24 protein-coding genes are annotated in these 26058 nt (G+C 68.1%); 17 read left to right on the top strand and 7 right to left on the bottom strand.

The window, feature by feature from the left end:
• Positions 1 to 68: 68 nt before the first annotated feature.
• Both CAL25_RS02915 and CAL25_RS02910 read left to right on the top strand, forming a co-directional pair.
• On the top strand, positions 69 to 1061 hold the full coding sequence (locus tag CAL25_RS02915; protein WP_094798422.1) for an NAD(P)H-dependent flavin oxidoreductase: 993 nt from the start codon (positions 69 to 71) through the stop codon (positions 1059 to 1061).
• Entirely contained in the window at positions 1058 to 1807 is a 750-nt protein-coding gene (locus CAL25_RS02910) for an enoyl-CoA hydratase-related protein (protein ID WP_094798421.1), read from the top strand. Before CAL25_RS02915 ends, CAL25_RS02910 begins: the two co-directional genes overlap by 4 nt.
• Before the next feature lie 4 nt (positions 1808 to 1811).
• On the opposite strand, the gene CAL25_RS02905 is transcribed toward CAL25_RS02910, so the two are convergent.
• Positions 1812 to 2687: an enoyl-CoA hydratase/isomerase family protein gene (locus CAL25_RS02905; RefSeq protein ID WP_094798420.1), complete on the bottom strand. Its 876-nt coding sequence runs from the start codon at positions 2685 to 2687 to the stop codon at positions 1812 to 1814.
• A 111-nt stretch (positions 2688 to 2798) separates the two neighbouring features.
• On the opposite strand from CAL25_RS02905, the gene CAL25_RS02900 reads away from it, so the two are divergent.
• The 12 genes from CAL25_RS02900 to CAL25_RS02845 all read left to right on the top strand — a co-directional run bounded on the left by CAL25_RS02900 (position 2799) and on the right by CAL25_RS02845 (position 15408).
• Positions 2799 to 3734: an NAD(P)H-hydrate dehydratase gene (locus CAL25_RS02900; RefSeq protein WP_094798419.1), complete on the top strand. Its 936-nt coding sequence runs from the start codon at positions 2799 to 2801 to the stop codon at positions 3732 to 3734.
• Between the two features lie 163 nt (positions 3735 to 3897).
• Positions 3898 to 4131, top strand: a complete 234-nt coding sequence (locus CAL25_RS02895) for a hypothetical protein (RefSeq protein ID WP_094798418.1) — start codon at positions 3898 to 3900, stop codon at positions 4129 to 4131.
• Positions 4132 to 4999: 868 nt separating this feature from the next.
• Entirely contained in the window at positions 5000 to 6631 is a 1632-nt protein-coding gene (locus tag CAL25_RS02890; protein WP_094798417.1) for an ABC transporter substrate-binding protein, read from the top strand.
• Between the two features lie 124 nt (positions 6632 to 6755).
• A complete protein-coding gene (locus CAL25_RS02885; RefSeq protein WP_094798416.1) occupies positions 6756 to 7727 on the top strand; it encodes a succinylglutamate desuccinylase/aspartoacylase domain-containing protein in 972 nt (323 codons plus the stop codon).
• 81 nt (positions 7728 to 7808) lie between these two features.
• Positions 7809 to 8786, top strand: a complete 978-nt coding sequence (locus CAL25_RS02880; RefSeq protein WP_094798415.1) for an ABC transporter permease — start codon at positions 7809 to 7811, stop codon at positions 8784 to 8786.
• 10 nt (positions 8787 to 8796) lie between these two features.
• Positions 8797 to 9714: an ABC transporter permease gene (locus CAL25_RS02875; RefSeq protein ID WP_094798414.1), complete on the top strand. Its 918-nt coding sequence runs from the start codon at positions 8797 to 8799 to the stop codon at positions 9712 to 9714.
• Positions 9711 to 10694 carry an ABC transporter ATP-binding protein gene (locus tag CAL25_RS02870; protein ID WP_094798413.1) on the top strand — a complete coding sequence of 328 codons (984 nt, stop codon included), beginning with the start codon at positions 9711 to 9713 and terminating at the stop codon, positions 10692 to 10694. Before CAL25_RS02875 ends, CAL25_RS02870 begins: the two co-directional genes overlap by 4 nt.
• Positions 10691 to 11701 (top strand): ABC transporter ATP-binding protein, encoded by a 1011-nt coding sequence (locus tag CAL25_RS02865; protein ID WP_094798412.1) that lies wholly within the window; start codon positions 10691 to 10693, stop codon positions 11699 to 11701. Before CAL25_RS02870 ends, CAL25_RS02865 begins: the two co-directional genes overlap by 4 nt.
• A 2-nt stretch (positions 11702 to 11703) precedes the next feature.
• Positions 11704 to 12609 (top strand): alpha/beta hydrolase, encoded by a 906-nt coding sequence (locus CAL25_RS02860; RefSeq protein ID WP_094798411.1) that lies wholly within the window; start codon positions 11704 to 11706, stop codon positions 12607 to 12609.
• A 38-nt stretch (positions 12610 to 12647) separates the two neighbouring features.
• Positions 12648 to 13778, top strand: a complete 1131-nt coding sequence (locus CAL25_RS02855) for a M20 family metallopeptidase (RefSeq protein WP_094798410.1) — start codon at positions 12648 to 12650, stop codon at positions 13776 to 13778.
• A 54-nt stretch (positions 13779 to 13832) separates the two neighbouring features.
• The gene (gene dapD, locus CAL25_RS02850; protein WP_094798409.1) at positions 13833 to 14837 is read left to right on the top strand and encodes a 2,3,4,5-tetrahydropyridine-2,6-dicarboxylate N-succinyltransferase; all 1005 of its coding nucleotides are present in this window, start codon (positions 13833 to 13835) and stop codon (positions 14835 to 14837) included.
• Between the two features lie 136 nt (positions 14838 to 14973).
• Positions 14974 to 15408 (top strand): DUF695 domain-containing protein, encoded by a 435-nt coding sequence (locus CAL25_RS02845; protein ID WP_094798731.1) that lies wholly within the window; start codon positions 14974 to 14976, stop codon positions 15406 to 15408.
• A gap of 118 nt (positions 15409 to 15526) precedes the next feature.
• Here the strand turns inward: CAL25_RS02845 and CAL25_RS02840 are convergent, their stop codons facing one another.
• Positions 15527 to 16000 carry a nuclear transport factor 2 family protein gene (locus CAL25_RS02840; protein ID WP_094798408.1) on the bottom strand — a complete coding sequence of 158 codons (474 nt, stop codon included), beginning with the start codon at positions 15998 to 16000 and terminating at the stop codon, positions 15527 to 15529.
• 48 nt (positions 16001 to 16048) lie between these two features.
• Positions 16049 to 16789 carry an SDR family oxidoreductase gene (locus CAL25_RS02835; RefSeq protein ID WP_094798407.1) on the bottom strand — a complete coding sequence of 247 codons (741 nt, stop codon included), beginning with the start codon at positions 16787 to 16789 and terminating at the stop codon, positions 16049 to 16051.
• Positions 16790 to 17014: 225 nt separating this feature from the next.
• Here CAL25_RS02835 and CAL25_RS02830 point away from each other — a divergent pair, with 225 nt between their 5' ends.
• Complete coding sequence (locus CAL25_RS02830) at positions 17015 to 17935, top strand: AraC family transcriptional regulator (RefSeq protein WP_212590863.1); 921 nt, start codon at positions 17015 to 17017, stop codon at positions 17933 to 17935.
• A gap of 74 nt (positions 17936 to 18009) precedes the next feature.
• Here CAL25_RS02830 and CAL25_RS02825 read toward each other — a convergent pair whose 3' ends face one another.
• Positions 18010 to 18780 carry an enoyl-CoA hydratase gene (locus CAL25_RS02825; protein WP_249278924.1) on the bottom strand — a complete coding sequence of 257 codons (771 nt, stop codon included), beginning with the start codon at positions 18778 to 18780 and terminating at the stop codon, positions 18010 to 18012.
• A gap of 234 nt (positions 18781 to 19014) precedes the next feature.
• Between CAL25_RS02825 and CAL25_RS02820 the strand changes: the two genes are divergently transcribed.
• On the top strand, positions 19015 to 20028 hold the full coding sequence (locus CAL25_RS02820) for an alpha/beta hydrolase family protein (protein ID WP_094798406.1): 1014 nt from the start codon (positions 19015 to 19017) through the stop codon (positions 20026 to 20028).
• Between the two features lie 16 nt (positions 20029 to 20044).
• Positions 20045 to 20434, top strand: coding sequence for a CPCC family cysteine-rich protein (locus tag CAL25_RS02815; RefSeq protein WP_094798405.1), 390 nt, complete (start codon positions 20045 to 20047; stop codon positions 20432 to 20434).
• A 6-nt stretch (positions 20435 to 20440) separates the two neighbouring features.
• Here CAL25_RS02815 and CAL25_RS02810 read toward each other — a convergent pair whose 3' ends face one another.
• The 3 genes from CAL25_RS02810 to hemE all read right to left on the bottom strand — a co-directional run bounded on the left by CAL25_RS02810 (position 20441) and on the right by hemE (position 26057).
• A complete protein-coding gene (locus tag CAL25_RS02810; RefSeq protein WP_094798404.1) occupies positions 20441 to 22504 on the bottom strand; it encodes a UvrD-helicase domain-containing protein in 2064 nt (687 codons plus the stop codon).
• A 47-nt stretch (positions 22505 to 22551) separates the two neighbouring features.
• Positions 22552 to 24582 (bottom strand): primosomal protein N', encoded by a 2031-nt coding sequence (locus CAL25_RS02805; protein WP_249278948.1) that lies wholly within the window; start codon positions 24580 to 24582, stop codon positions 22552 to 22554.
• 401 nt (positions 24583 to 24983) lie between these two features.
• On the bottom strand, positions 24984 to 26057 hold the full coding sequence (gene hemE, locus CAL25_RS02800; protein ID WP_094798403.1) for a uroporphyrinogen decarboxylase: 1074 nt from the start codon (positions 26055 to 26057) through the stop codon (positions 24984 to 24986).
• Between the last annotated feature and the right edge of the window lies 1 nt (position 26058).

The following is a 26058-nucleotide window of genomic DNA, read 5'->3' as shown; positions in this document are numbered from 1 at the left end:
GCGCCTCGCGCGCGCCGCGACCGCGCATGTCCCCGCAGCCCTCAATCACGCACAGGTACCGCAACGTCATGAATGCCCGCGCCGAGACTGTTCCTCACGCCCTGGTCAGCGACCTCTATGGCCGCATGAGCCTGCCGGTGATCGCGTCACCGATGTTCATCGTGTCCAATCCCAAACTCGTGATCGCGCAGAGCACGAGCGGCATCATGGGCTCGTTCCCGGCGCTCAACGCCCGCCCCCAGACGCTGCTGGCCGATTGGCTGGCCGAAGTCGAAGAAGGCCTGGCCGGGCACCGCGCCGCCCATCCCGGCGCCACGGTGGCGCCGTATGCGGTCAACCAGATCATCCACCAGTCCAACGACCGGCTCGAGCACGACCTGGCCGAATGCGCACGCCACAAGGTGCCGTTCATCATCACCAGCCTGCGCGCGCCGGGTGATCTGGTCGCGGGCATCCACGCCTGGGGCGGCAAGGTCTTCCACGACGTGACCACGCTGCGCCACGCCGAGAAGGCGCTCGAAGCGGGCGTCGACGGGCTCATCCTCGTGTGCGCGGGCGCCGGTGGGCACGCGGGCACGCTCAGCCCCTTTGCGCTGGTGTCCGAAGTGCGGCGCTTCTACGACGGCCCGCTGATCCTCTCCGGCGCCATCACCTCGGGCGCGGACGTGCTGGGCGCGCTCGCGCTGGGCGCCGACTTCGCCTACATGGGCACGCGCTTCATCGCGAGCGCCGAAGCCAATGCCTCCGACGACTACAAGAGCGCCATCGTGCAGGCCAGCGCCTCCGACATTCTCTACACCCCGTTTTTCACGGGCATTCCGGGCAACTACCTGAAGGCCAGCATCGTCAATGCCGGCCTCGATCCGGCCAATCTGCCGCAGCCCGAGCCCGGCGCATCGAATTTCGGCAGCGGCCGCGCCAAACCCTGGAAGGACATCTGGGGCGCCGGCCAGGGCGTGGGCGGCATCGGCAGCGTCGAGCCCGCGGCCGATATCGTGGCGAACCTGCGCCGCGAATTCGACGCCGCCCGCGCGACCCTCGCCGCGCGCACGTTCGCATGAGCGCGCCGGTCCTGCAGGCGCGCGACGGCGCCATCCTGACCCTCACCATCAACCGGCCCGAGGCCCGCAATGCGCTCGATCGCGCCGCTTACGATGCCCTCACGCAGGGGCTGACGGATGCGGCGGCCGACCCCGGCGTCGCGGCCGTGATCCTGACCGGCGCGGGAGGTCACTTCACGGCAGGCAACGATCTGCGCGACTTCCAGGCAGACCGACCCGAGGGCGACAGCCCGGCGCTGCGATTCCTGCGCGCGCTGATCGACCTCGACACGCCGGTCATCGCGGCGGTCGAGGGCAACGCGGTCGGCGTGGGAGTCACGCTGCTGCAGCACTGCGATTTCGTCTATGTGGCCGAAGGCGCCGTGTTGCGGCTGCCGTTCGCCGCGCTGGGCCTGTGCCCCGAAGGCGGCTCCAGCCTGCTGCTGCCGCAGATCGCGGGCGTGCGCCAGGCCACCGAGTGGCTGCTGCTGGGCGAGAAGTTCGGCGCGCAGGCGGCGCACGAACACGGGCTGGCCAACGCCGTGGTGCCGGCGGGCGGCGCGCTGGCTCGCGCCCGCGAAACCGCGCAGTCGCTGGCCGCGCAGCCGCACGAGGCGCTGCGTGTGTCGAAGGCGCTGCTCAAGCGCGCGCTGCGCCCCCAGCTGCACGCCACGCTCGACGAAGAGGCGAAGCAGTTTCGCGCCCGCCTGCGCAGCGACGAGGCGCAGGCCGCCTTCGCGCGCTTCTTCGCGGCGCGCAAAGGCTGATCGCTCAAAAAGGCGCGTCGGTATCGAAGGCGGGCGGACGCTTCTCCCGCAGCGACTTCACGCCCTCGCGCACGTCCGGACCGGCAAAGCCCATGAATTCGAGGGCGAGCGAGGTGTCGAACGTGGGGCCCGCCTGACGCAGCCAATTGTTCAACGCGTATTTGGTCCAGCGGATCGCCGTCTGCGACCCGGTCGCAAGACGGGTCGCGATCTCGAACGCGCGCGGCAGCAGCTGCTCTTCTTCGACGCACAGCGAGACCAGGCCGATGCGCTCGGCCTCGGCGCCGCTGACCGTCTCGCACAAAAGCAGGTAGTACTTGGCCTTGGCCATGCCGCACAGCAGCGGCCACACGATGGCGGCATGATCGCCGGCGGCGACGCCCAGGCGGGTATGGCCATCGATGATGCGCGCGTCGGGCGTGGCGATCGAGATGTCGGCGAGCAGACCCGCCACGAGGCCGGCGCCCACGGCCGCGCCGTGCATGGCCGAGACCACCGGCTTGCCGCAGTTGATCACGTTGTAGACCAGGTCGCGCGCCTCGCGCCACACCCGTGCCCGCACGTCGAAGTCGTCGGCCATCTCCTGCACCAGGCCGAGGTCGCCCCCGCCCGAGAAGCCCTTGCCCTCGCCCCGGATGACCACGGCGCGCGTCTGCGCGTCGGTGTCGATATCGCGCCAGACATCGGCCAGCTCGCGATGCATGCGGTGATCGGCCGTGGACAGCTTGCCCGACGCATCCTTGGCGCCCATGATGAGCTCGAGCACCCCGTGCGGGTGACGGCGGAACTTGAGCGCCTGATAGCGGGCGTAATGGCTGAGGTCGCCCTCGGGGCTGAGGTCGCCCTCGGCGGCGGACGAAGCGGGGTGATTCTCTGACATCGCGTCTCTCCAGCGGGACGGCAGTCGTCCCGCACGATGAAGCGGCCGGCGGGCCGCGGTGTTTTTTGGGCACTATAGTGGATAGCACCCGACCCGCCCCGCTTACCGCCCATGCCGCAGACACCGACGTCCACGCCCCCCGAACCGCCCCGGCCGCTAGGCCGCGCCAATTTCCCCGAACTGTTCGCGGCGCGCGATCCGGCGGGCCACAAGGGCACGTATGGCACGCTCGCCATCGTCGGCGGCGCGCCCGGCATGGCCGGGGCAGCGTTGCTGGCGGGACGCGCCGCCTTGCGCCTGGGCGCGGGCAAGGTCTTGATCGGTCTGCTCGACGAAGCGCTGCCCTGGCCCTGCGATCCGCTGCAGCCCGAGCTGATGCTGCGCACGGCCGAGGATCTGCTGACGGGGGCCGTGCCGATCTCCGCCTGGACGGCCGGCTGCGGCATCGGCCAGAGCCCCGCCGCCGAACAGATCCTCGCGCGCCTGTTCGCCCAGCGCGGCGACGCCCCGCTCGTCCTGGACGCCGATGCGTTGAATTTGCTGGCCCATGGGGGGCTGGCCCATCGTGGGCTGGCCCATGGAGGGCTGGCCCATCGAGGGCTGGCCCATGGCGGGCTGGCGCCGGACTGGGGCGCGGGGCCGGTGGTGCTGACGCCGCATCCCGCCGAGGCGGCACGCCTGCTGGGCTGCGAGACGCACGAGGTGCAGGCCGACCGGCCCGCCGCCGCCATCGCCCTCGCCGCCCGTTACCCGGCCTGGATCGTGCTCAAGGGTGCCGGCACCCTGATCTGCGCCCCCGGCGGCACCACGTGCCGGATCAACCCCACCGGCAACCCGGGCCTGGCCACGGCCGGCACCGGCGATGTGCTGGCCGGGATGCTGGGCGCGCTGCTGGCCCAGCGCATGCCGCCGGAGATCGCGGTCCCTGCGGCGGTCTGGCTGCACGGGGCGGCGGCCGACGCGCTGGCCGCGGCAGGCATCGGGCCGATCGGCCTGACGGCCGGCGAACTCGCCGACGCCGCGCGAGCCATCAGAAACGGCCGCTGAAGCCCCCCAAAGCCCGGTCATCCGGGCTTTTTTTCGCCCCCGCTCATAGGGAGAAATGGGTATTTACAACATTCCTAGGGAAAACCCTAGAATCTTGTTGCTATGGTCCTAGGGTAATCCCTATAATGGTTTCTACCGAGACGACACATCACTGGAGCACACCATGACCGACCTTAGCCTGAACCAAAATGCCCGCCTGACCGATTCCCTCGAGCGCGACCTGCTTCGCGGCGCCATGGAATCGCAGCCCAATGCCCACCCTGTTGCCGCTCTGAAGACCGCCGGCAGCAAGATTTCGCGCGTTATCGCCCAGTTCTCCGACTTCGTGGCCGAAGTCAACGATTCGATGAATCGTGCTCGCGCCCAAAGCGCCCACTACAGCGGTTCGCAGTGGTAATTCGCTGGATCTGATTTCCAGGCAGTACCCGCCCCGGCGGGAGCAGTACGGCGGCCACCGCAAGCAGCATCCGCGGGCCGCCTCACGCGTCGCACCTCTCCGGCGGCGCGTGAAAGACGTTGAGTGGCAGTGCCCGAGCCGTTTGAGTGGCGGCTCAGCAGTTGCAGTTGGCAGTTCCCGCAGTTGAAGTGGCAGCACCGCAGTTGTAGTTGGCAGTTCCCGCAGTTGAAGTGGCAGTACCGCAGTTGTAGTTGGCAGTCCCAGCAGTTGGAGTGGCAGCACCGCAGTTGTAGTTGGCAGTCCCGCAGTTGAAGTGGCAGCACCGCAGTTGTAGTTGGCAGTCCCAGCAGTTGAAGTGGCAGCACCGCAGTTGTAGTCCGCAGTTCCCGCAGTTGTAGTCTGCAGTCCGAGCAAGTTGACGTAGCAGTACCCGCGGTTGTTGAGCAGCAAGACGTCGTCTGTCGTAGAGGCCGCGCGCAATGCGCCGCCGTCGCAGTAGAAGCAAGACCCCGAGGCCGCCCGCGCCGCACGTTCGCGCGACGCCTCGGGGGTGGTACCCAGCCGCAGCCAGGTCTGCCGCAACACACCTCACCCGGCTGGTAGCGGCGCCGCCCTCTCCTCTCTTTTCGGCGCCGCCTGCGACGCGCCCGGCTCACGCCGGGTGCGACGCCCCTCCCTCCCCGCGGCCCCATGCCGCCCTCCCCTTGTGTCACCGATTTCGCTTCCGGCTCTCGGGGATTCCCCTGATATGGCCCCGATTCTCTCCTATGAGAGCGGTCACAGGGAAATGTATGAGTGACGTGTCCTCCGTTGACAATGCGTAAACGGGGTATTGATAATCCCGGGCTCGTATACCCGGAGTGTCCCCATGAAGTTGCGCACCACCCTGGCCCTGCTGGCCGCGGGCGTCGGCATCGCCACCGTGCCCGCCGGCCCGGCGCTGGCTCAGTCGATCAAGATCGCCCTCTCGTCCGAGCCGACCTCGGCCGATCCCCACTATCACAAGATGACGCAGAACGACGCCTTCGCGGCGCACGTCTACGATTCGCTGGTGGCCCGCGATCCCGACATGAAGCTCAAGCCCTCGCTGGCCACGTCGTGGAAGACGCTGGACGACCTGACCTGGGAATTCAAGCTGCGCGACGACGTGAAGTTCTCGAACGGCAAGCCGTTCACGTCCGAAGACGTGCTGTTCACGATCTGCCGCACGCTGAACAACGAGACCAACATCTCGCAGTCGTACATGGACACGACCAAGCGCATCGTCGACGTGCAAACGCCGGATGCCCACACCGTGATCATCAAGACGGCCGAGCCGCTGCCGCTGCTGCCGGCCGAGTTCGCCCGCAGCCTGCCCATCATCTGGAACGGCATCGTCGAACACGGCAAACTGCACTTCGACCCGAAACAGGGCTGCGGCGTGACCGGCAAGTGGCCCACCGTGGCCGACTTCAACAACGGCAAGGACGCCATCGGCACCGGCCCGTACCTGCTGAAGTCGTACGTCAAGGGCACCGGCATCGAGCTGACCCGCAACGACAACTACTGGGGCGAAAAGCCGGCCTGGAAGGACGTGCGCTTCGTGCCCGTGCCCAACGCCGGCCCGCGCCTGACCGGCCTGCTCTCGGGTGACTTCGACGTGGTCGAAAACCCGGCCGCGCGCGACCTGCCCCGTATCAAGGGCAACGCCCAGTTCGCCTATGTCGCTACGCCCTCCACCCGTCTGGTTTTCTTCCAGCCCGACGTGGCGCGCGTGCCGAGCCCCTTCGTGAAGGCGGCCGACGGCAAGAATCCGCTGCAGGATCTGCGCGTGCGCAAGGCCATCTCGATGGCCATCGATCGCAAGACCATCGTGGCCCGCATCATGGACGGCGTCGCCACCCAGGCCAACCAATATATGCCTGACGGCATGTTCGGCGGCCTGCCCAACGCCCCCGAGCTCAAGTTCGATCCGGAAGGCGCGAAGAAGCTCCTGGCCGAAGCCGGCTACCCCAACGGCTTCGAGCTGACGATCTCCACCACCAACGACCGTTACATCAACGACGGCCAGGTGGCGCAGGCCGTGGCACAGTACCTGTCGCGCGTGGGCATCAAGGCCAACGTCGACGCCATGACGGCCTCGATCTACTTCCCCAAGCGCGCCAAGCGCGAGTTCAGCTTCTCCATGGGTGGCTGGCCGTCGGAAGTGGGCGAAGCCTCGGGTCTGTTCCAGCTGTGGGTCGCCTCGCTCGACTCGCCCAAGGGCCTGGGCACCAGCAACTACGGCGGCTTCAGCAACGCCGACTTCGACAAGGTGTACCAGCAGGCCATCGTGACCGTGGATCCCGCGAAGCGTGAGAAGCTGCTGCAGCAGGCCACGCAGATCGCGCTGGACAACGTGCCGCTGATCCCGCTGCACTTCGAGAGCACTATCTGGGCCTTCAAGAAGGGTCTGGTGTACGAAGGCCGCCGCGATCAGTACACGCTGGCCATGTCGGTCAAGCCGGCCGACAAGAAGTAATCAGCATCACCGGGTGGCCTCGCGCTACCCGCGCGAAGGGCGCCGCCGCCGAGGCGGCGCCCTTGCCTTTTGGAACGTCGATTCTGTATCCCCGATACAATCGCCGGGCCTTGCCGGAGTTTTCATGTCTGCCGCTCAGTCCCCCACGCCTCGCCCCTTCCTGCTTCCCTGTCCGGATTTGCGTCTCGAACGCGCCGGCAACACCGGGACCGAAGGCGTGTGGCACTTCGATTCGGGCGTGCCCGGCCGCCACGTCCTGCTCACCGCCCTGGTGCACGGCAACGAACTGTGCGGCGCCTGGGCCCTGAAAGACCTGCTCGCCGCCGGACTGCGTCCGCGCCGCGGCAAGCTCACCCTGGCTTTCTGTAATCTCGCCGCCTTCGATCGTTTCGACCCGGAAAAATACGCGGGCTCGCGCTTCGTCGAAGAAGACATGAACCGCGTGTGGAGCGAGGCCCGCCTGGCGGACGACTCCGCCAGCCCCGATGTGCAGCGCGCCCGCGCGCTCGCGCCCTGGGTGGCCCAGGCCGACTGGCTGCTCGACTTTCATTCGATGAGCAATGCCGACGTGCCGCTGCAGCTCACCGGTCTGGCGCCGCGCAACATCGAGCTCGCCCTGGCCCTGGGCAACCCCGCGTACATCGTGGCGGATGCCGGCCACGCCGCGGGCGTGCGGCTGCGCGACCATGGCCGCTTCGCGGTCGACGGCGATCCGCAAACGCGGTCGCTGCTGATCGAATGCGGTTTTCATGGCGACCCGGCCGCGCACGGCGTGGCGCTGGATCAACTCGCGCGCTTCCTGCCCGCCTCGGGTTGCGTCGATGCCGCCGATATCCCGGCCGGCTGGCTGCAACGCGCCGCCCCGCGCCAGCAGGCGCTGCGCGTGACGCACGCCATCGCGGCGCGCAGCCCCGACTTCCGCTTCGCCCAGCCCTGGAAGGGTCTGGAATGCCTGGAGCAGGCCGGCACCGTGATCGGCTGGTCCGAGGGCGAGCCGGTCGTCACTCCCTATGACCGCTGCGTGCTGATCATGCCGTCGCTCACCAATCTGCGCCCCGGCGTGACCGTGGTGCGCCTGGCCCAGGAAATCGCCTGAGCCCGTCATGCGCACGCACTGCATTCGTGGTGTCCGGCTCGCGAGCCGGCGCCTTTTTGAGACCACCTAGGAATCCATAACGTGGCCTTGTTTATCTTGCGCAGGCTGATTCAAAGCCTGTTCGTGCTGCTGGCGGTATCGCTGGTGGTCTTTCTCGCGGTGTATGCCGTGGGCGATCCGATCGAGCTGCTCGTCAGCCCCGAAGCCAGCGAAGAAGCGCGCCAGGCCATGATCGCGCGCCTCGGCCTGGACCTGCCGGTGTGGCAGCAGTACACCGGCTTCCTGTGGCGCGCGCTGCATGGCGACCTGGGCACGTCGTTCGTCCACGGTATCCCCGCGATCCAGCTGATCGTGCAACGCATCCCCGCGACGTTCGAGCTGGTGGTGGTGGCGATCACGCTCACCTGTGTGATCGGCATCCCGCTGGGTCTGGTGGCCGGCCTGCACCGCGACCGTCCGCTCGGGCGCGGCATCATGGGCACCTCGATCCTGGGCTTCTCGCTGCCGAACTTCTGGCAGGGCATGATGCTCATCCTGATGTTCTCGGTGTGGCTCGGCTGGCTGCCCTCGTCGGGCCGCGGCGACACCGTGACCGTGCTGGGCGTGCCGCTGTCGATCTTCACGCTCGACGGCTGGTCGCATGTGATGATGCCCGCGGTGAACCTGGCGCTCGCCAACATCGCGCTGGTGCTGCGCATGACGGCCACCGGCGTGGCCGAGGCGCAGTCGCAGGACTACGTGAAGTTCGCGCGGGCCAAGGGCATCAAGCCGGGCCGCATCGTGCGCCGCCACATCCTGCGCAACATCCTGATCCCCGTCGTCACCGTGATCGGCATGGAGTTCGGCACGCTCATCGCCTACTCGACCATCACCGAAACCGTGTTCGCCTGGCCCGGCATGGGCAAGCTGCTCATCGACAGCGTCTACCAGCTCGACCGCCCGGTGGTGGTGGCCTACGTGATGCTGGTCACGCTGATCTTCGTGGTGATCAACCTGATCGTCGACATCCTGTACGCGGCGCTCGATCCGCGCGTGCAACTCGTCGCCCCCGCTCATTAAGGCCATCGACATGTCCAATTCCAATCCCGGTCGCACCCGGACCATGCCGCCGCTGGAGCAGACGCCGCGGCGCGCCCAGATCCTCAAGAAGCTGCACGCGCGCCCGACGGTGCGCGGCTCGGTGCTGGCCCTGCTGGTTCTCATCGTCTTCGTGATGGTGGCGCCGTACTTCGCGCCGCAGAATCCGTACGACCTCGCCAACCTCAACCTGCTCGACGGCCGCCTGCCGCCCCGCTCGCCCATGATGGATGGCGGCTTCTACTGGCTCGGCACCGACGACCAGGGCCGCGACATGCTGAGCGCGATTCTGTATGGCCTGCGCATCAGCCTCATGGTGGGTCTGTCGGCCGTGGTGCTCGCCACCGCCATCGGCAGCCTGGTGGGCCTGCTGGCCGCCTACGTCGGCGGCGTGGTCGATGCCATCCTGATGCGTCTGGTCGACTTCATCCTCGGCTTCCCGACCATCCTGGTGGCGCTGGTGCTGCTGGCCATGATGGGCCGCGGCGTCGACAAGGTGATTCTGGCGCTGGTGGTCGTGCAATGGGCGCATTACGCGCGCATCATGCGCGGCCGCGCGCTGCAGGAACGCCGCAAGGAATACGTGGAGGCCGCCGCCAACCTCGGTTACCCGGCCTGGCGCGTGATGCTGGTGCATCTGCTGCCCAACTGCATGGGCCCGGTCATGGTGTTCGCCACCATCCAGATCGCCACCGCCATCGCGCTCGAAGCCACGCTGTCGTTCCTGGGCGTGGGCGTGCCCATCACCGAGCCGTCGCTCGGCCTGTTGATCGCCAACGGCTTCCAGTACCTGCTCTCGGGCGATTACTGGATCAGCATGTTCCCGGGTCTGGCGCTGCTGCTCCTCATCCTCACCATCAACATCGTGGGCGACCGCCTGCGCGAAGCCCTGGATCCGCGACGAGCATGAGCGACATTCTTCTGGACGTGCGCGGCCTGCGCACCGCATTTCATACCGAAGCCGGCGCCTGGCCGGCCGTCGATGGCGTGGACCTGACCGTGCGCCGCGGCGAGATCGTGGGCCTGGTCGGCGAATCCGGCTCGGGCAAGTCGGTCACCGGCTTTTCGTTGCTGGGCCTGATCGACCCGCCGGGCGAAGTGGTCGAAGGCGAGATCCGTTTCAAGGGCGAAGACCTGCGCGGCGCGAGCGAAGAGCGCATGCGCCAGCTGCGCGGCGATCGCATCTCGATGATCTTCCAGGATCCGCTGATGACGCTGAACCCCGTGCTGCGGATCAGCGAGCAGATGATCGAGGCGATCCAGACCCATGCCAAGGTCTCGAAGGCGGACGCACTCGAGCGCTGCCGCGAGGCGCTGGAGATGGTCGGCATCCCCTCGCCCGAAAAGCGCCTGCACAGTTTTCCGCATGAGTTTTCGGGCGGCATGCGCCAGCGCGTGGCCATCGCGATCGCGATGCTCAACCGCCCCGACCTCATCATCTGCGACGAGCCCACCACCGCGCTCGACGTGACGATCCAGGGGCAGATTCTGTATCGCATGCAGAACATCTGTCGCGAGCACAACACCGCACTGATCTGGATCACCCATGATCTGGGCGTGGTGGCCGAGCTCGCCGACCGCGTGGCCGTGATGTATGCCGGGCGCATCGTCGAAGTGGGCCCGGTCGAACAGATCCTCACCAGCCCGCGCCATCCCTACACGCGCGGCCTGCTCGATTCGATGCCCGCCCGCTCCCTGCCAGGTGAGCGCCTGCATCAGATCAACGGCATGGCGCCCAGCCTGTCCGCGCGCCCCTCGGGCTGTGCGTTCCGGCCGCGCTGCCCCAATGTGATCCCGCGCTGTACCGAGAAGGCGCCGGCCGTCACCACCGAAGGCGCGCGCAGCTATCGCTGCTACGTGCCCATCGCCAGCGAGACCGTATCCGCATGACCCAAGCTGAAACTCCCGTCATCGAACTGCGCAACGTCCACAAGCGCTTCGAGAATCGTCCCGACGTGGCGCAGCGCATTCTGGCGCTGGCCGGCAAGCCGATCGACAAGCGCACCGTGCACGCGGTCAACGGCGTGTCGCTCTCGCTCGCGCGCGGCGAAGTCGTGGGCCTGGTCGGTGAATCCGGCTGCGGCAAATCGACGCTGGGCCGCGTCGTGGCCGGCCTGCATCACCAGACCGAGGGCGAGCTGCTGTACCAGGGCCGCCCGGTCGACAGCCTGCGCGGCGCCGACAAGCTCGCCTACACGCTGGGCGTGCAGATGATCTTCCAGGATCCGCAGGCCTCGCTCAATCCGCGGCAGCGCCTGCGTCAGATCCTGGGCGAGTCGCTCAAGGTGCACAAGCTCGCGCCCAAGGCCGAGATCGGGGCGCGCGTCGATCGCGCGCTTGCCGAAGTGGGCCTGGACCGCGAATACCGCGATCGCTTCCCGCATCAGATCTCGGGCGGCCAGCGCCAGCGCATCGGCATCGCCCGCGCGCTGATGGTCGCGCCGAAGTTCCTGGTGTGCGACGAGCCCGTCGCCGCGCTCGACGTGTCGATCCAGGCGCAGGTCATCAACCTGTTCATGGACCTGCGCGAGCAGCACGGCTTCACCTATCTGTTCATCAGCCACGATCTGGGCGTGGTGCGCCACATCTCGGATCGCGTGGCCATCATGTATCTAGGCCGCATCGTCGAACAGGCCAGCGCCACCGAGATCTTCGCGCGGCCCAATCATCCGTACACCCAGGCCCTGATGGCCGAAGTGCCCGATGTGGAGCGACGCGGCCGGCAGTTCACGCCGATCAAGGGCGAGATCCCGTCGCCGCTGAACCCGCCCTCGGGCTGCACCTTCCATCCGCGCTGCCCGCATGCGATGCCGCGCTGCCGCGAAGAAGTACCCGAACTCAAGACCATTGCTTCTGGCCATATTTCGGCCTGTCACCTCAACGACGCCCCCGCCTGATCATGAAGCCTGTCGAACTCACCAACGCCGAACGCATCGCCATCGAACTGGGCCATGCGGGTCGCAACAGCTTTCCGTACATCGACGAAGACCGCAACGCCGATCGTCCGTTCACGCTCAACACCTACATGCCCTACGGCTACCAGCCCGAGGATCCGGTGGTGATCGTGCAGCACGGCGTGCTGCGCAACGGCGACGAATACCGCGATTTCTGGATTCCCGCCGCCGACAAGCACCGTCTGCTGATCATCGCCCTGACCTTCTCCGACGAGATCTGGCCCGGCGTCGAAAGCTACAACAACGGCCGCGTCTTCACGCCCTCGGGCAACCCGCGCCACATCGACGGCTGGACCTATGCCCTGGTGGGACGCGTGCTGAACGATCTGCGTGCCTCTGAAGTGTCGCTGGCCAAGCCCGTGTATCTGTTCGGCCATTCGGCCGGCGGGCAATTCGTGCACCGTCTGATGAGCAGCCAGTCGCACGAGCCCTTCGCCGCCGTGACCGCCGGCAACCCCGGCTGGTACACGCTGCCCACGCTCGACCTGCCCTATCCCGAAGGCATGGGCAAGGTCGGCCTGACCGACGCCCATGTGGAGCGCCTGCTGGCCTATCCCATGACCATTCTGGCGGGCGACCAGGACATCGACACCACCGACCCGCACCTGCCGAGCGAACCGGAAGCCCTGCGCCAGGGTCCGCACCGCTACGCCCGCGCCCAGAACTACTTCGAGGCCGGCAAGCGCGAAGCCGAGCGCCGCGGCGTGCCGTTCAACTGGCAGCTCGTGACCGTGCCCGGTATCGGCCACGATGGCCGCGCCATGTCGGCCGTGGCCGCCAGCCTGTGGTTCGACGGGTCTTTGCCCGACGCCGCCACGCTGGCCCAGCTGGCCGGCCAGAAGGTCGCCTGATTCACGCATCCCTTTACTTACCCTGAGCATCGCACACCATGTCCTCGCTTCCGAACACCGATCAGCTCGTCTCCGACATCATCACCTGGGTCCAGTGCGAATCGCCTTCGCACATGCCCGAACGCGTCGCCGCCATGGCCCACCTGGCCGCCGAGAAGGCGCGTGCCGTGGGCATGCGGGTGGAGGTCAAGCCGCTCGGTGAACAGGCCGGCCCGATGGTGATCGCCACGACCCGCGAGCCGGGCGACACGCGTCCCGGCATCCTGATCCTGGGTCACCTGGACACCGTGCATCCGGTGGGCACGCTCAACGACAATCCGGTGCGCATCGACGGCGACCGCCTGTACGGCCCGGGCACCTACGACATGAAGTCGGGCATCGTGCTCGCGCTCGCCGGCATGACGGGCCTGGCCGGCAAGGACGGCACCCGCCTGCCGATCGATTTCCTGATGGTGCCCGACGAAGAAACCGGCAGCCATGCGTCGCGCGAGTACATCGAGCACTACGCCAAGCAGGCCAAGTACGGGCTGGTGTGCGAGCCCGCGCGCCCCAACGGCGGCAAGTGCGTGACCGCCCGCAAGGGCACCGGCATGCTGCGCCTGGGCGTGAAGGGCCGCCCGGCGCACGCCGGCATGCAGCACGAGAAGGGCCGCAGCGCGATTCGCGAAATGGCGCATCAGGTGCTGGCGCTGGAAGCCATGACCGACTACGACCGCGGCGTCACGGTCAGCGTGGGCACGATCGCCGGTGGCACCACCACCAACACCGTGCCGGCGCTGTGCCGCTGCGTGGTCGACTTCCGCGTGCCCGACATGGGCGCCGCGCAGGACGTGCTGCGCCGCATGCGCGAGCTGTGCGCCGTGGGCCCGGACGTGGAACTCGACATCGATGTCGAACTGAACCGCCCGCCCATGGAAAAGACGCCCGAGTCGGCCGCGTTGCTGGCGCTGGTTCAGGGCTACGCGGCCGAAGCCGGCTTCCCGCTCGAAGACGCACCCATGACGGGCGGCGGCAGCGACGCCAACTTCACGTCGGCGCTCGGCGTGCCCACGCTGGACGGCCTGGGTGCGGACGGCGACGGCGCCCACACGCTCAACGAATACATCCTCGTGTCGACGCTGGAAATGCGCGCGCGCTTCTGGCACCTGCTGTTGCGCGACCTGGCGTAAACGCCACCCGGGGCATGGCGCAGGCCATGCCCTTTTTTCTTGCCGGAGCCCGCCATGAGCGCCCCCGCCCATCCCCGCCCCGAACCGCGCGCCGTCGGCGCCGTCGCCTGCGGCATCGCCACGATCGCCCGCGACGGCACGGTGCTCGACACCTGGTATCCCGCTCCGCGCCTGCTCGACGAGGCGGCGGGCCTGTCCGCCACCACCCGCCTGCACGACAACGAGGCGCGCGCCGAACTCGGCGAGGCGGCCCTGGCCGCGCTGGGCCCGGACGCGCGCCGCGATGTCGACGTGGTGGCCGTCCGCACCCACATCGCGAATTGCGCGGAGCCGCCGCGCGACCCGCATGATGTGTACCTGCGTCTGCATCTGCTGAGCCACCGTCTGTTGCGTCCGCATGAGCTCAACCTCGACGGGCTCTTCGCGGTGCTGAACAACGCGGCCTGGACTTCGGCCGGCCCCTGCAAGGTGGAACAGGTCGACGCGCTGCGCTGGCATCTGCGCGGCGCGCGCCAGATGCTCGACATCTACGGCATCGACAAGATCCCGCGCCTCACCGATTACGTGGTCCCGCCGGGCGTGCGCATCGCCGACGCGGGCCGCGTGCGGCTGGGCGCCTATCTCTCGCCCGGCACCACCGTGCTGCACGAAGGCTTCTGCAACTTCAATGCCGGCACGCTGGGCGCCTCGATGGTCGAAGGCCGCATCAGCGCGGGCGTGGTGGTCGATGACGGCAGCGACATCGGCGGCGGCGCCTCGATCATGGGCACCATGTCGGGCGGCGGCAAGCAGATCGTCTCGATCGGCAAACGCTGCCTGCTGGGTGCGAACTCCGGCGTCGGCATCGCGCTCGGCGACGACTGCGTGGTCGAGGCCGGCACCTACATCACCGCCGGCACCCGCGTGCTCATGCCGGAAGGCATGGTGGTGAAGGCCGTGTCGCTGTCGGGCCAGCACGGCCTGCTGTTCCGGCGCAACTCCCAGACCGGCGTGGTGGAGGCCATCGTGCGCACTGCCGCCTGGGGCACGCTCAATCCGGATCTGCACGCGGGGCATTGAGCGTGGCGGCGCTCGCGGCGCGGGGCATGCACTGACGGCGCAATCGCGTCCGGCCTGAGCAGGGTCGTGGCGCGGCATGTCGCGCGCGTCTCGTAGAATGGACCCCACGCTGTCCCCTCTGGAGAATTTTTACCTCATGCCCGATATTTTCAAGGAAGACGACTGGTCCATGGCCGAAGGCCAGCTCGACGGTCAACCGCTCATCGTGCGCAGCCGCTCCGCGCTGCCCGACGAGGCCGACCGCCACGTCTTCGACAAGCTCATCATCGTCTCGTGGTCGTACACCGCCAACGACGTCGGCATGCCGCAGGACGAGGACAACCAGCAGACGATCCAGTTCGAGGACGCGATCGACGAGTCGCTTCAGGATCAGGACGTCGGCTACCTGACCGGCTGCATCACCGGCAACGGCAAGAAGGAATGGCGCTACTACGCGCGCGATGTCGATGCCTTCATGTCGCGCTTCAACCTCGGCCTCGCCGGCCATCCCGAATACCCGCTCGAGATCCGCGTGTTCCAGGACCCGGACTGGGCCGGCCTGTCGGAGCTGTTCCCGAACACGGAACACTGACGCGCTCAGGGCCGTCGACCGCCGCGCATCGACGCGGCCGGCGGTCCGGCGCTGTCCAAAGCCGCCGCGGGGCGGGGCACGCGGCTCCGGTGCCCGCGCCCGACGGCGGCGCCCAGCGCTACTCCATCAACTGCACCAGCCGCCAGGTATCCAGAAACGCGTCGACGTTGGTGATCCGCCCGTCGGACAGCGTCATGTGCCAGGCATAGCTGTTTTCGTAGCGCGCGCCGCTCTTGGCGGTGGCCACGCCATCCCAGATCACCACGACCTGATCGCCCTGCGCGACGATCTGCTTCACGTCCGGCGTGATGGGCGTCGCCAGGCGGTCGGTGATCGGCTGCACGGCGTCGGCGAGGAAGCGCTCGCGCGACCGATACACACCGGACACGGGGCTGTTGCCGGCGACGGTCCATTGCACATCTTCCGCCAACAGGTCGAAGACGCTGCCCTTGCCTTGCTGCCAGTTGTCGAAGGCCTGCTCCACCAGCGCCGCGTTCTTCGTGGCGCGGGCGTGCTCGGTGGTGGACGCGCCCGCGCCCGCCGGCGCGGCCAGGGTCATCGCGAGCAACAGCGATTGAATCGATGGTTTCATGATGGGTGCTCCTGAAAAGGTGGGTCCGGGATGTTGCGCGCGCAACGATCAGACGCTGGCCGTGGGGCGCACGACGATCTCGCTCGTGTCGACGTCTTCGGGCTGGTTGATCACGTGCGCGATGGCGGCGGCGATGGCCTCCGGCTTGAGCGCGATCTCGCGGTAGGTTTCCATCGCGCGCGCGGCTTCGGCGTCGGTGATGGTGTGCGCCAGCTCCGACTCGACCACGCCGGGGTAAACGCAGGTCACCCGGATCTTGTCGTTTTCCTTGCGCAGCCCGTCGGAAATCGCGCGCACCGCGTACTTGGTGGCGCAGTACACCGCCGCCGTCGGCACGACCTCCAGTCCGCCGATCGACGAAATGTTGATGATCTGGCCGCCGCCCTGCGCCTGCAGCGTGGGCAGCACGGCCGCGACGCCGTACAGCACGCCGCGGATGTTCACGTCGATCATGCGGTCCCACTCATCGACCTTGAGCGCGGCCACGCGGGAGAGCGGCATCACGCCGGCGTTGTTCACGATGACGTCGATGCGGCCGTGCAGGCCGAGCGCGTACTGCGCGAAGTCGTCGAAGCTCTGGCGCGACGTCACGTCCAGCGCCTGGAAGTCCACCTGCCCGCCTTCGGCGCGCAGCGTTTGCGCCAGGGCTTCGAGGCGGTCGGTGCGGCGCGCGCCGAGCACCAGCTTGTGGCCCTGCGCCGCCAGCACGCGGGCGGTGGTTTCGCCGATGCCACTGCTGGCGCCGGTAATGAGGATGACCTTGGGAGAAGCGTTTTGGAGTGCGTTCATTGCAGAGTCCTCTCAGTGATGGAAGGGGCCGGCGCCGGGTGCGTGTCCACACGGGTACGGCATGGCTTCCATGGTAGGGAGAGGCGGGGCGCAGGCTAAGACCGGAACGTCTGCCATCCTTGCCCATTTCTATTTGGAACGTGGCGGGATGCGCATAAAACCGGCTCGCTGCTAGACTGTTTCTATTGCCGCGCAGCAGGCGGCACCTCTCTCGCAGGAGCCCCGATGTCCGCGCGATCCGCCCGCATGATCGAGTTGGTGAAGCAACTCGCCCCCGCCGAGGGTTACACGCAAACCTGGCTCGACGGCGTGACCCTGATGCGGTCCAACCGTCCGCTCGACACCACCCAGGCGCTCTACGAGCCCAGCATCGTCATCGTGCTGCAAGGACGCAAACGCGGCGTGCATGGCGGCAATCTGTACGTGTACGACGCGGACCACTACCTCGTGATGGCGGTGCCGCTGCCTTTCACCACCCAGACCGAGGCGAGCGAAGCCGAGCCCATGCTGGGCGTGGCGCTGCGCATCGATCCCACCACCACCGCCGAAGTCGCGATGGAGGTGGACACGCTCTACTCCCAGCTCGATGCGCGGCCGCTGAGTCTGTACGCCACGCCCATCGACGACAAACTGAGCGACGCCACACTGCGGCTGCTCGAAGCGCTGAATTCTCCGATCGAGGCGCGCCTGCTCGGGCCCGCCATCATCCGCGAGATCGTGTTCAGGGTGCTAACCGGCGAACAGGGCGGCGCGCTGCGGGCGGCCCTGCAACAAGGCGGCAACTTCGGCCGCATCGCCAAGGTGCTGCGCAAGATCCACACGCACTACGGTCAGGCGCTCGACGTGGCCACGCTCGCGCGCGAGGCCAGCCTCAGCGTCGCGGCGTTTCACGTGCACTTCAAGGCCGTCACGCAGAGCTCGCCGCTGCAGTACATCAAGGCGATCCGCCTGCACAACGCGCGCCTGCTGATGATCCGCAACGGCGTCACGGCCGCCAGCGCCTCGGTGCAGGTCGGCTACGAAAGCCCCTCGCAATTCAGCCGCGAATTCAAGCGCATGTTCGGCCGCAGCCCCACGGAAGAGCTGCGGCATCTGAAGGAGATATTGACGCTGGCGGCGCCGGTGACTGTGGCCTCGCGATCCTGACGGAAGGCAGGCCGCTAGCCATGGCGGCGGGCTCGCCGTGGCGATCCGCACAGCCGCCCTGCCCTGCGGGGACCTCAGCTCTGGCGCTTGCGCGCCAGAAACGCGCGCATGTGTTGCTGCGGTTCGCCCGTGTCGAAGGCCGCGCCGAATTCGGGCACGCTGTCGGCGATGGCCTCTTCGACGCTCATCCGCTCCCAGCGGCGCAGCAGCCGCTTCTGCTGCTGCAGGGCCTGCGGTCCGAAGCCCGCCATACGGGCGGCGAGCGCCTGCACGGCGAGGTCGAGGTTGTCGGCCGATACCACCTGATGGACCAGGCCCCACTCGCGCGCGGTGTCGGCATCGATGGCCTCGCCCGTGAGCAGCAGCCACTGGGCGCGCGAGCCGCCGATCAGGGCGGGCAGGAGCGCGGCGTGCACCACCGACGGAATGCCCACCGCCACTTCGGGCATGGCGAAACGCGCCGAGTCCGCCGCGATGCGCAGATCGCAGGACGCGGCCAGTTCGAGGCCCGCGCCGAGGCAGTGGCCGCCGAGGCGCGCGATGACCGGCACCGGAAAGAACCGCACCGTATCGCAGAGCTCGGCCAGCCCGGCAATGAAATGCTGGGCACGGGTGTTATCGAGCTCGGCCATCTCGGCGATATCGGCGCCCGCGACGAAGGCGCGTTCTCCGTCGCCGCGCAGCACGACCACGCGCACGGCCTCGGCCGCGGCCAGGCCGTTGAAGGCCCGGGTCAGGTCTGCGATCACGGCCGAACCGAGCACATTCAGGCTGCCCGCCCCCGTGATGCATATTGTGGCCACGCCTTCGGACGTCACATGCACCCGCGCATGCGGATGACTCAATTGCTCCGTATCCACCGCTGAACCTCCTCGGAAAATCCACTGCCGGCGTGTTCGCGCCGTCGCGCTGGCCCATGCTACTGGCGCGCCGCGCACGCTGTAAACCGGGATTACAACGTAAACGGGCCGGTTGCGGCCCGATACAACGGGGACGGGGCCGGATGCGGGCTTAATCGGGCGATTGCGCAGGGGCGGGTGTCCGTTACGCTCTGGGCTGGCTTGCCAGTCCGTTACCTCATGCCCGGGTCTCATTCTGCTCATCCCGCGGCGCGCAGCGCGCCCGCCGCCTACGTCTCTTTTTTCCTGCTCCTGCTGCTTCTGATAGCGCTGGCCTCGCTGCCGCGCGCACAGGCCGCCGGCTTCGGTCTGATCGAGGTGCCCGCCCAGGCCGCCCGTCCGCCCCTCGCCGGCGCGGTCTGGTATCCCTGCGCAGGCACGCCCGGCGCCACGCCGCTGGGCGCCAGCACGCTACAGGGACTGCTGGCCTGCGATCCTCCCGCCGGTCAGCAATGGCCGCTGGTGATTCTGTCGCATGGCAGCGGCGGCACCTTTCAGGGTCACCGCGCCACCGCCGAGATGCTGGCCGCGGCCGGCTTCGTCGTCGCGGCGATCGACCACCGCGGCGACAACGCCCGCGACACGGCGCGCCGCGGCCACCTGGATATCTTCGCGAGCCGTCCGGGCGACCTGACCCGCCTGATCGACTACATGACGGAGCAATGGCGCTACGCCAGGCATCTGATCCCCTACAACGTGGGCATCTACGGCTACTCGCGCGGCGGCTACGACGCGCTGGTGCTCGCGGGCGGGCGCCCCGATCTGACGCTGCTGGCGCCGTTCTGCCAGGGCAACGCGCGGATTCCGTATTGCGGCGAGATCGCGCAGCGCGCCTGGCCGATCCTGCCGGGGGCCGATCCGCGCGTCAAAGCCATCGTGCTCGCGGATCCGCTGAATCTGTTCTCGCGCCCCGGGCTGGCGCGGGTGGACGTGCCGGTGCAGATCTGGGCCTCGCAATACGGTGGCGACGGCGTGACGCCTTCGGACATCACCGCGCTGCGGCGCAATTTGCCGCGTAATCCCGACTACCACCTGGCCACGCAGGCAGGGCACTATGCCTTTCTGACGCCCTGCACGCCGCAACAGCTCGCCGCCCTGCCGGCCCTGTGCCGCGATGCCAGCGGCTTCGACCGGCCGGCCTTTCACCAACAGCTCAACGCCGCGGTGCGGGCTTTCTTCCTCACCCACCTCTGACCGCCGCGCCCCGCTCATGCCGTTGAACCCGTTCCTGCGTTGCGACTGCCCCTGCTGCGGCTACCCCACCCTGGATCAAGGCGCCGATTTCGAGATCTGCCTGCTCTGCGACTGGGAAGACGACGGCCAGGGCGAGCGCGACGCCGACGAGGTGCGGGGCGGTCCCAATTCCGATTATTCGTTGCGCGAGGCCCGGGCCAATTTCGCCCGGCATCTGGTGATGTATCGCGAGGGGCATAGCCGGGGCAACGCGCCGGCCCAGCAGAAGATCAAGCGCGAGCTGATGGCCGCCTACGACGCCTGGCGTGATGCCGAGCCCGAGGCGCGCGCGGCGCTGGCCAACGAGGCCCGCCGCCTCGAACGCATGTTCCGCGCCACCAGCAGCCTGAGCCTGGACGACGACTGAGCCGCGTTATTTCTTGAGCAGCGCCTTGAGCATATCGAGACGCGCCTTGGGCGTGAGTGCCGCGGTCGCCTCGTCTTCGACGATGCCGGGCTGATCCAGGCCCATCTCTTCGATGAAGCGCGACGGCTCGCAGACGCGGTCTTCGCGCGCACGCCGGCGGCGCTTGCACCACGACAGATGCAGGCTGCGCTGGGCGCGCGTGATGCCCACATACATGAGGCGGCGCTCTTCCTGGATGCGCACCGCCAGGGTGTTGGCGGCGCTGTCGGGATCGGTGTCTTCTTCGTCGCGGCCCAGGTGTGGCAGCAGCCCCTCTTCGACGCCGGCCAGGTACACGTGCGGGTACTCCAGGCCCTTGGAGGCATGCAGCGTCGAGAGCTTGACCGCGTCGGGCTCTTCTTCGTCTTCGCCGCGCTCGAGCATGGTCACGAGCGCCACATGCTGCACCAGCTCGAACAGCGTCATGCCGTCTTCGTCGGCCTTGCGCTTGAGCCAGCCCGTGAGTTCGAGCACGTTGTGCCAGCGCGTCTGGGCGGGCTTCTCGTCGAACATCTCGTAGAGGTAGCGCTCGTACTGGATGGCCTCGAGCAGATCGTCGAGCAGCGGCCCGGCGGGCTCGGCCGCGCGCGTGCTGCTGCCGTCGGTGCCGCGTCCGGCACGCCACTGGATGCGCCGGATGAACTCGGCGAAGGTGCGCAGGGGATCGAGCTGGCGCGGCGCCAGCAGCGACTCGATGCCGGTCTCGGCCACGGCGGCGAGCAGCGAAATCTGCCGGCCGGCGGCATAGGTGCCCAGCACCTGCAGCGTGGCCTGGCCGATGCCGCGCTTGGGCGTGGTGGCGGCCCGGATGAAAGCGGGATCGTCTTCGTCGTTGGCCACCAGGCGCAGGTAGGCCAGGATGTCGCGCACCTCGGCCTTGTCGAAAAAGCTCTGACCGCCCGAGATCGTGTACGGGATCTTGAGGTTGCGCAGCGCCTGCTCGAGGATGCGCGACTGATGATTACTGCGATACAGAATCGCGAAGTCGCGCCACTCGCACTGGCGCTCGAAACGCGCCGCCGACAGCTTCATGCCGATCGACTCGGCCTCGTGCTCGTCGCCCTCCATGGCGGTCACCTGGATGGGCTCGCCGTAGCCGAGGTCGGACCACAGCTTTTTCTCGAACAGCTTGGGGTTGCGCTCGATCACGCTGTTGGCGGCGTGCAGGATGCGCTGCACCGAACGATAGTTCTGTTCGAGCTTGATGAGCTTGAGATTGCTGTAGTCGGTGGTGAGCTTGGCGAGGTTCTCGATGGTGGCGCCGCGCCAGGCATAGATGGCCTGATCGTCGTCGCCCACCGCCGTGAACATCGCGCGCGTGCCGGTCAGCAACTGCACCAGCCGGTACTGACAGACGTTGGTGTCCTGGTATTCGTCGACCAGCAGATAGCGCACGCGGTTCTGCCAGCGCGTGCGCACCTCTTCGTTGTTCTCGAGCAGCAGCGCCGGAATGCGGATCAGGTCGTCGAAGTCCACCGCCTGATAGGCGGCCAGCGTGGCCGCATAGCTGCGGTAGATCTGCACCGCTTCGACTTCGGTCGGCGTGATCGCGACGTTCGCCGCCTGATCCGGCTCGAGCAGCGCGTTTTTCCAGAGCGAGATGATGCCCTGCACTTCGCGCAGCCGGTTGCGGTCGGTCGTGACCAGCAGCTCCTGGATGATGGCCAGCGCGTCGTCGGCGTCGAGGATGGAGAACTGCGGTTTGAGCCCGGCGTGCACGGCCTCTTCGCGCAGCAGACGCACGCCCAGCGCATGAAATGTGCTGATGGTCAGGCCCTTGGCGAGCTTGCGGTCGACCAGATCCTTCACGCGCTCGGCCATCTCGCGCGCGGCCTTGTTGGTGAAGGTGAGCGCGACCACGTTGCGGCCCATGTAGCCGCACTCGCGCAGCAGGTAGGCGATCTTCTGCGTGATCACGCGCGTCTTGCCGCTGCCCGCGCCCGCGAGCACCAGACACGGGCCGTCCAGATACAGCACCGCCTCTTTCTGGGCGGGGTTCAGGCCATGGCCGATCGGGGTATCTTGGGACATTGCAGGGCGGAAGAAACGGGGGGTCGAGCGGGCGCGGCACGGCGCCGCTAGATTTCCATGGGATCGACTTCGAGCTGCCAGCGCACGCGCGCCTGCGAGGCCAGCGGCGGCAGCTCGTAGAGCCACGCATGCAGGAAGCCCTGCAGCGCCGGGCGGCTGGCGCTCTCGACGAGCAACTGCGCACGCTCGACGTTGGCCACGCGCACGACCCGCAACGGCACCGGATCGTAGAGTGTAATCGCGTCGGCACCGGGCAGTGAGCCGCCCTCGGCCAGATCGCGCGCCTGTTGCAGAAATGCCAGCGCCTGGGCGAGCTCGCGCGCTTCGGCGGTCAGGAGCGCCTGGTAGGCGAACGGCGGCATGCCGGTGGCTTCGCGTTCCTCGAGCGCGTGACGCGCAAAGCCGGAGAAGTCATGCCGCAACAGCGCCTGATACACCGGCTGCTCGGGATAGCCGGTCTGGATCAGCACCTCGCCGCCTCCCGTGTGCCGGCCCGCGCGCCCGGCCACCTGCATCAGTTGTGCGAACAGGCGCTCGGGAGCACGGAAGTCCTGGGCAAACAGCATCGAGTCGGCATTGAGCACGCCGACCAGCCCCAGCCGCGCGAAATCGTGCCCCTTGGCCACCATCTGCGTGCCGACCAGCAGATCGACCTCGCCCGCATGCACCGACGCAAAGAGCGCCTGCGCGCTGCCCTTCTTGCGCGTGCTGTCGGCGTCGATCCGCGCGATGCGGGCTTCGGGAAAGAGCTCGGCGAGATGCTCTTCGATGCGCTGCGTGCCGCGGCCCATCGGCTGAAGATCCTGGTCGCCGCACTCGGGGCAGGCACGCGGCACGGGCGCCTGAAAGCCGCAGTGATGGCAATGCAGGCGATAGCCGGCCCCCTGGCCTCGGTGCAGCACCGTGTAGGTGGAGCAGCGCGGGCAATGCGTGATCCAGCCGCACGAGGCGCAATGCAGCACCGGGGCATAGCCGCGGCGGTTCAGGAAGATGAGCGCCTGCTCCTTGCGCTCGAGGCGCTCGGTGATGGCGTCGATCAGCTGGGGCGAGAGACCGTGCTTGAGCTGCAGCCGGCGCGTGTCCACGAGCCGCATCCTGGGCAGCTCGGCGGCACGCGCGCGATGCGCGAGCGGCAGCAACAGATAGCGGCCGCGCTGCGCGTGATTCCAGGTCTCGAGCGAGGGCGTGGCCGAGCCGAGCACCACGGGCACATTGCGGTCACGCGCGCGCCACACGGCCAGGTCGCGGGCCGAATAGCGCAGGCCTTCCTGTTGCTTGTAGGAGGTGTCGTGTTCCTCGTCGACCACGATGAGGCCCAGCTCGGGCAGGGGCACGAAAATCGACATGCGCGTGCCCAGCACCATGCGGGCCTCGCCGCGCTGCGCCCGCGCCCAGGCCTCGACGCGCTGGCCATCGGACAGGCCGCTGTGCATCACGGCCACGCCATCCGGGCCCACCACCGATTCCAGCCGCGCGCGCAATGCGTTTTCGAGCTGCGGCGTGAGGTTGATCTCGGGCACCATCAGCAGGACCTGCCGGCCGCGTGCCAACGCATGCGCGGCCGCGTGCAGATAGACCTCGGTCTTGCCGCTGCCGGTCACGCCGTGCAGCAGGACGGCCTTGAATCCCTCGATCGCGGTGATGGCATCGGTGGCGTGACGCTGCGCGTCGTTGAGCGCGGGTGCCCGGTCGGGCTCGGAGACATCGCGCGCCTTGCGGCTCTTGCGCGCGTCGAGCCGGGCCACCGGGCCCAGCCCGGAGCGCTTGCCCTGATAGGCCGTGGGCTTGCGCAGCGGCCCGGGCAGCACCGGCAGCATGACCTCGCCCAGCGGGCGCTGATAGTAGTCGGCCGCAAAGGTGGCCAGGCGCAGCCAGTCTTCGGGAAATGGCGGCAGATCCTGCAGCACCTGCTCGATGGCCTTGACCTGCGCCGGCGCGATCGCCGGCGCCTCGGGGTGTCCCACGACCACCCCGACCAGCGTACGCCGGCCGAACGGCACGATGACCCGCGAGCCCGCCTCGATCCGTTCGGCCGCGCGGTAGTCGAACGGGCCGTCGAGCGGCACGTCCAGCGCCACGCGATGCCAGACCGGCGGCGTCGCGCCGGCGGTGTCATCGCCGTCGCCGGACGGGTCGGAATCGGGTTCGAGCAGGGACAGGGAGGCGTTCAAACTTAAAGTGAATTCTGGATGTGGTCGCTAAGGTGCGAGGGCCCCGAGGGGAACTCGCGCAAAACCTGGCGGCCTGTGGATAACTTTGGGGAAAACGGTCGGATAATTCATCCCCGCCATGGCGCGCTGCCGCAAACGCAAGCCGTTCGCACAGCGGAACCCATGGCTTTATCGTTTTAATTCATGAACTTACGCCAAACACACAAACCCGGAGCAAGATTTCTGGGGTAAACACCGATGGCGTCGCCGCTGTGCACAACTATACGGGGCCATGCTCAATTTACGCCCATGCCGGGGTTAGCGGACACTCACTTACCGTGGAATGACCGGCTGTACGTATGCACCTCGTCAACCAGCTCGGACACGGCCTCGGGCGGCGTGAATTGCGAAATGCCATGGCCCAGGTTGAAGACGTGCCCGCCCTTGCCCACCGGGCCGAAGGCGTCGAGCGTGCGGCGGGCTTCCTGGCGGATGGCCTGCGCGCCGCCGAACAAGGTCATGGGGTCGAGGTTGCCCTGCAGCGCCACCCGATCGGCCACGCGCTCGCGCGCACGGCCCAGGTTGACCGTCCAGTCGACGCCGACCGCATCGCAGCCGCAGGCGGCGATTTCTTCGAGCCACATGCCGCCGCCCTTGGTGAAGACGATCACCGGCACGCGGCGGCCGTCGGCCTCGCGCTTGAGGGCGTCGACGACCTTGCGCGTGTAGGCCAGCGAGAACTGCTGGAACAGCCCGTCGGCCAGCACGCCGCCCCAGCTGTCGAACAGCATCACCGCCTGGGCGCCCGCATCGATCTGGGCGTTGAGGTAATTGGCGGTCGCCTGCGCGTTGATCTCGAGCATGCGGTGCAGCAGGTCGGGACGCGCGTAGAGCATGGACTTGATCTGGCGATAGTCGTCGCTGCCCTTGCCCTCGACCATGTAGCACGCGATGGTCCAGGGGCTGCCGGCGAAGCCGATCAGCGGCACGCGATTGTCGAGCTCGCGCCGGATGGTGCTGACGGCGTCGAACACATAACGCAGGCGTTCGAGATCGGGCACGGCCAGACGCGCGACGTCTTCTTCGGTGCGCACGGGCGTGGCGAAGCGCGGGCCCTCGCCCGGCGCGAACGACAGGCCCAGACCCATCGCATCCGGCACCGTCAGGATGTCGGAAAACAGGATCGCGGCATCGAGCGGATAGCGCTCGAGCGGCTGCAGCGTGACTTCGGCCGCGTAATCGGGATGCTGGGCCAGGCCCATGAACGAACCGGCGCGCGCCCGCGTGGCGTTGTATTCCGGCAGGTAGCGGCCGGCCTGGCGCATGAGCCAGATCGGCGTATACGGCACGGGTTCGCGCATCAAGGCGCGCAGGAACACATCGTTCTTCAGGGGAGCGGACACG

The sequence above is a fragment of the Bordetella genomosp. 5 genome (assembly GCF_002261315.1).
Classification (GTDB): Bacteria; Pseudomonadota; Gammaproteobacteria; order Burkholderiales; family Burkholderiaceae_B; genus Bordetella.
This window is presented reverse-complemented; position numbering and strand designations above follow the sequence as displayed.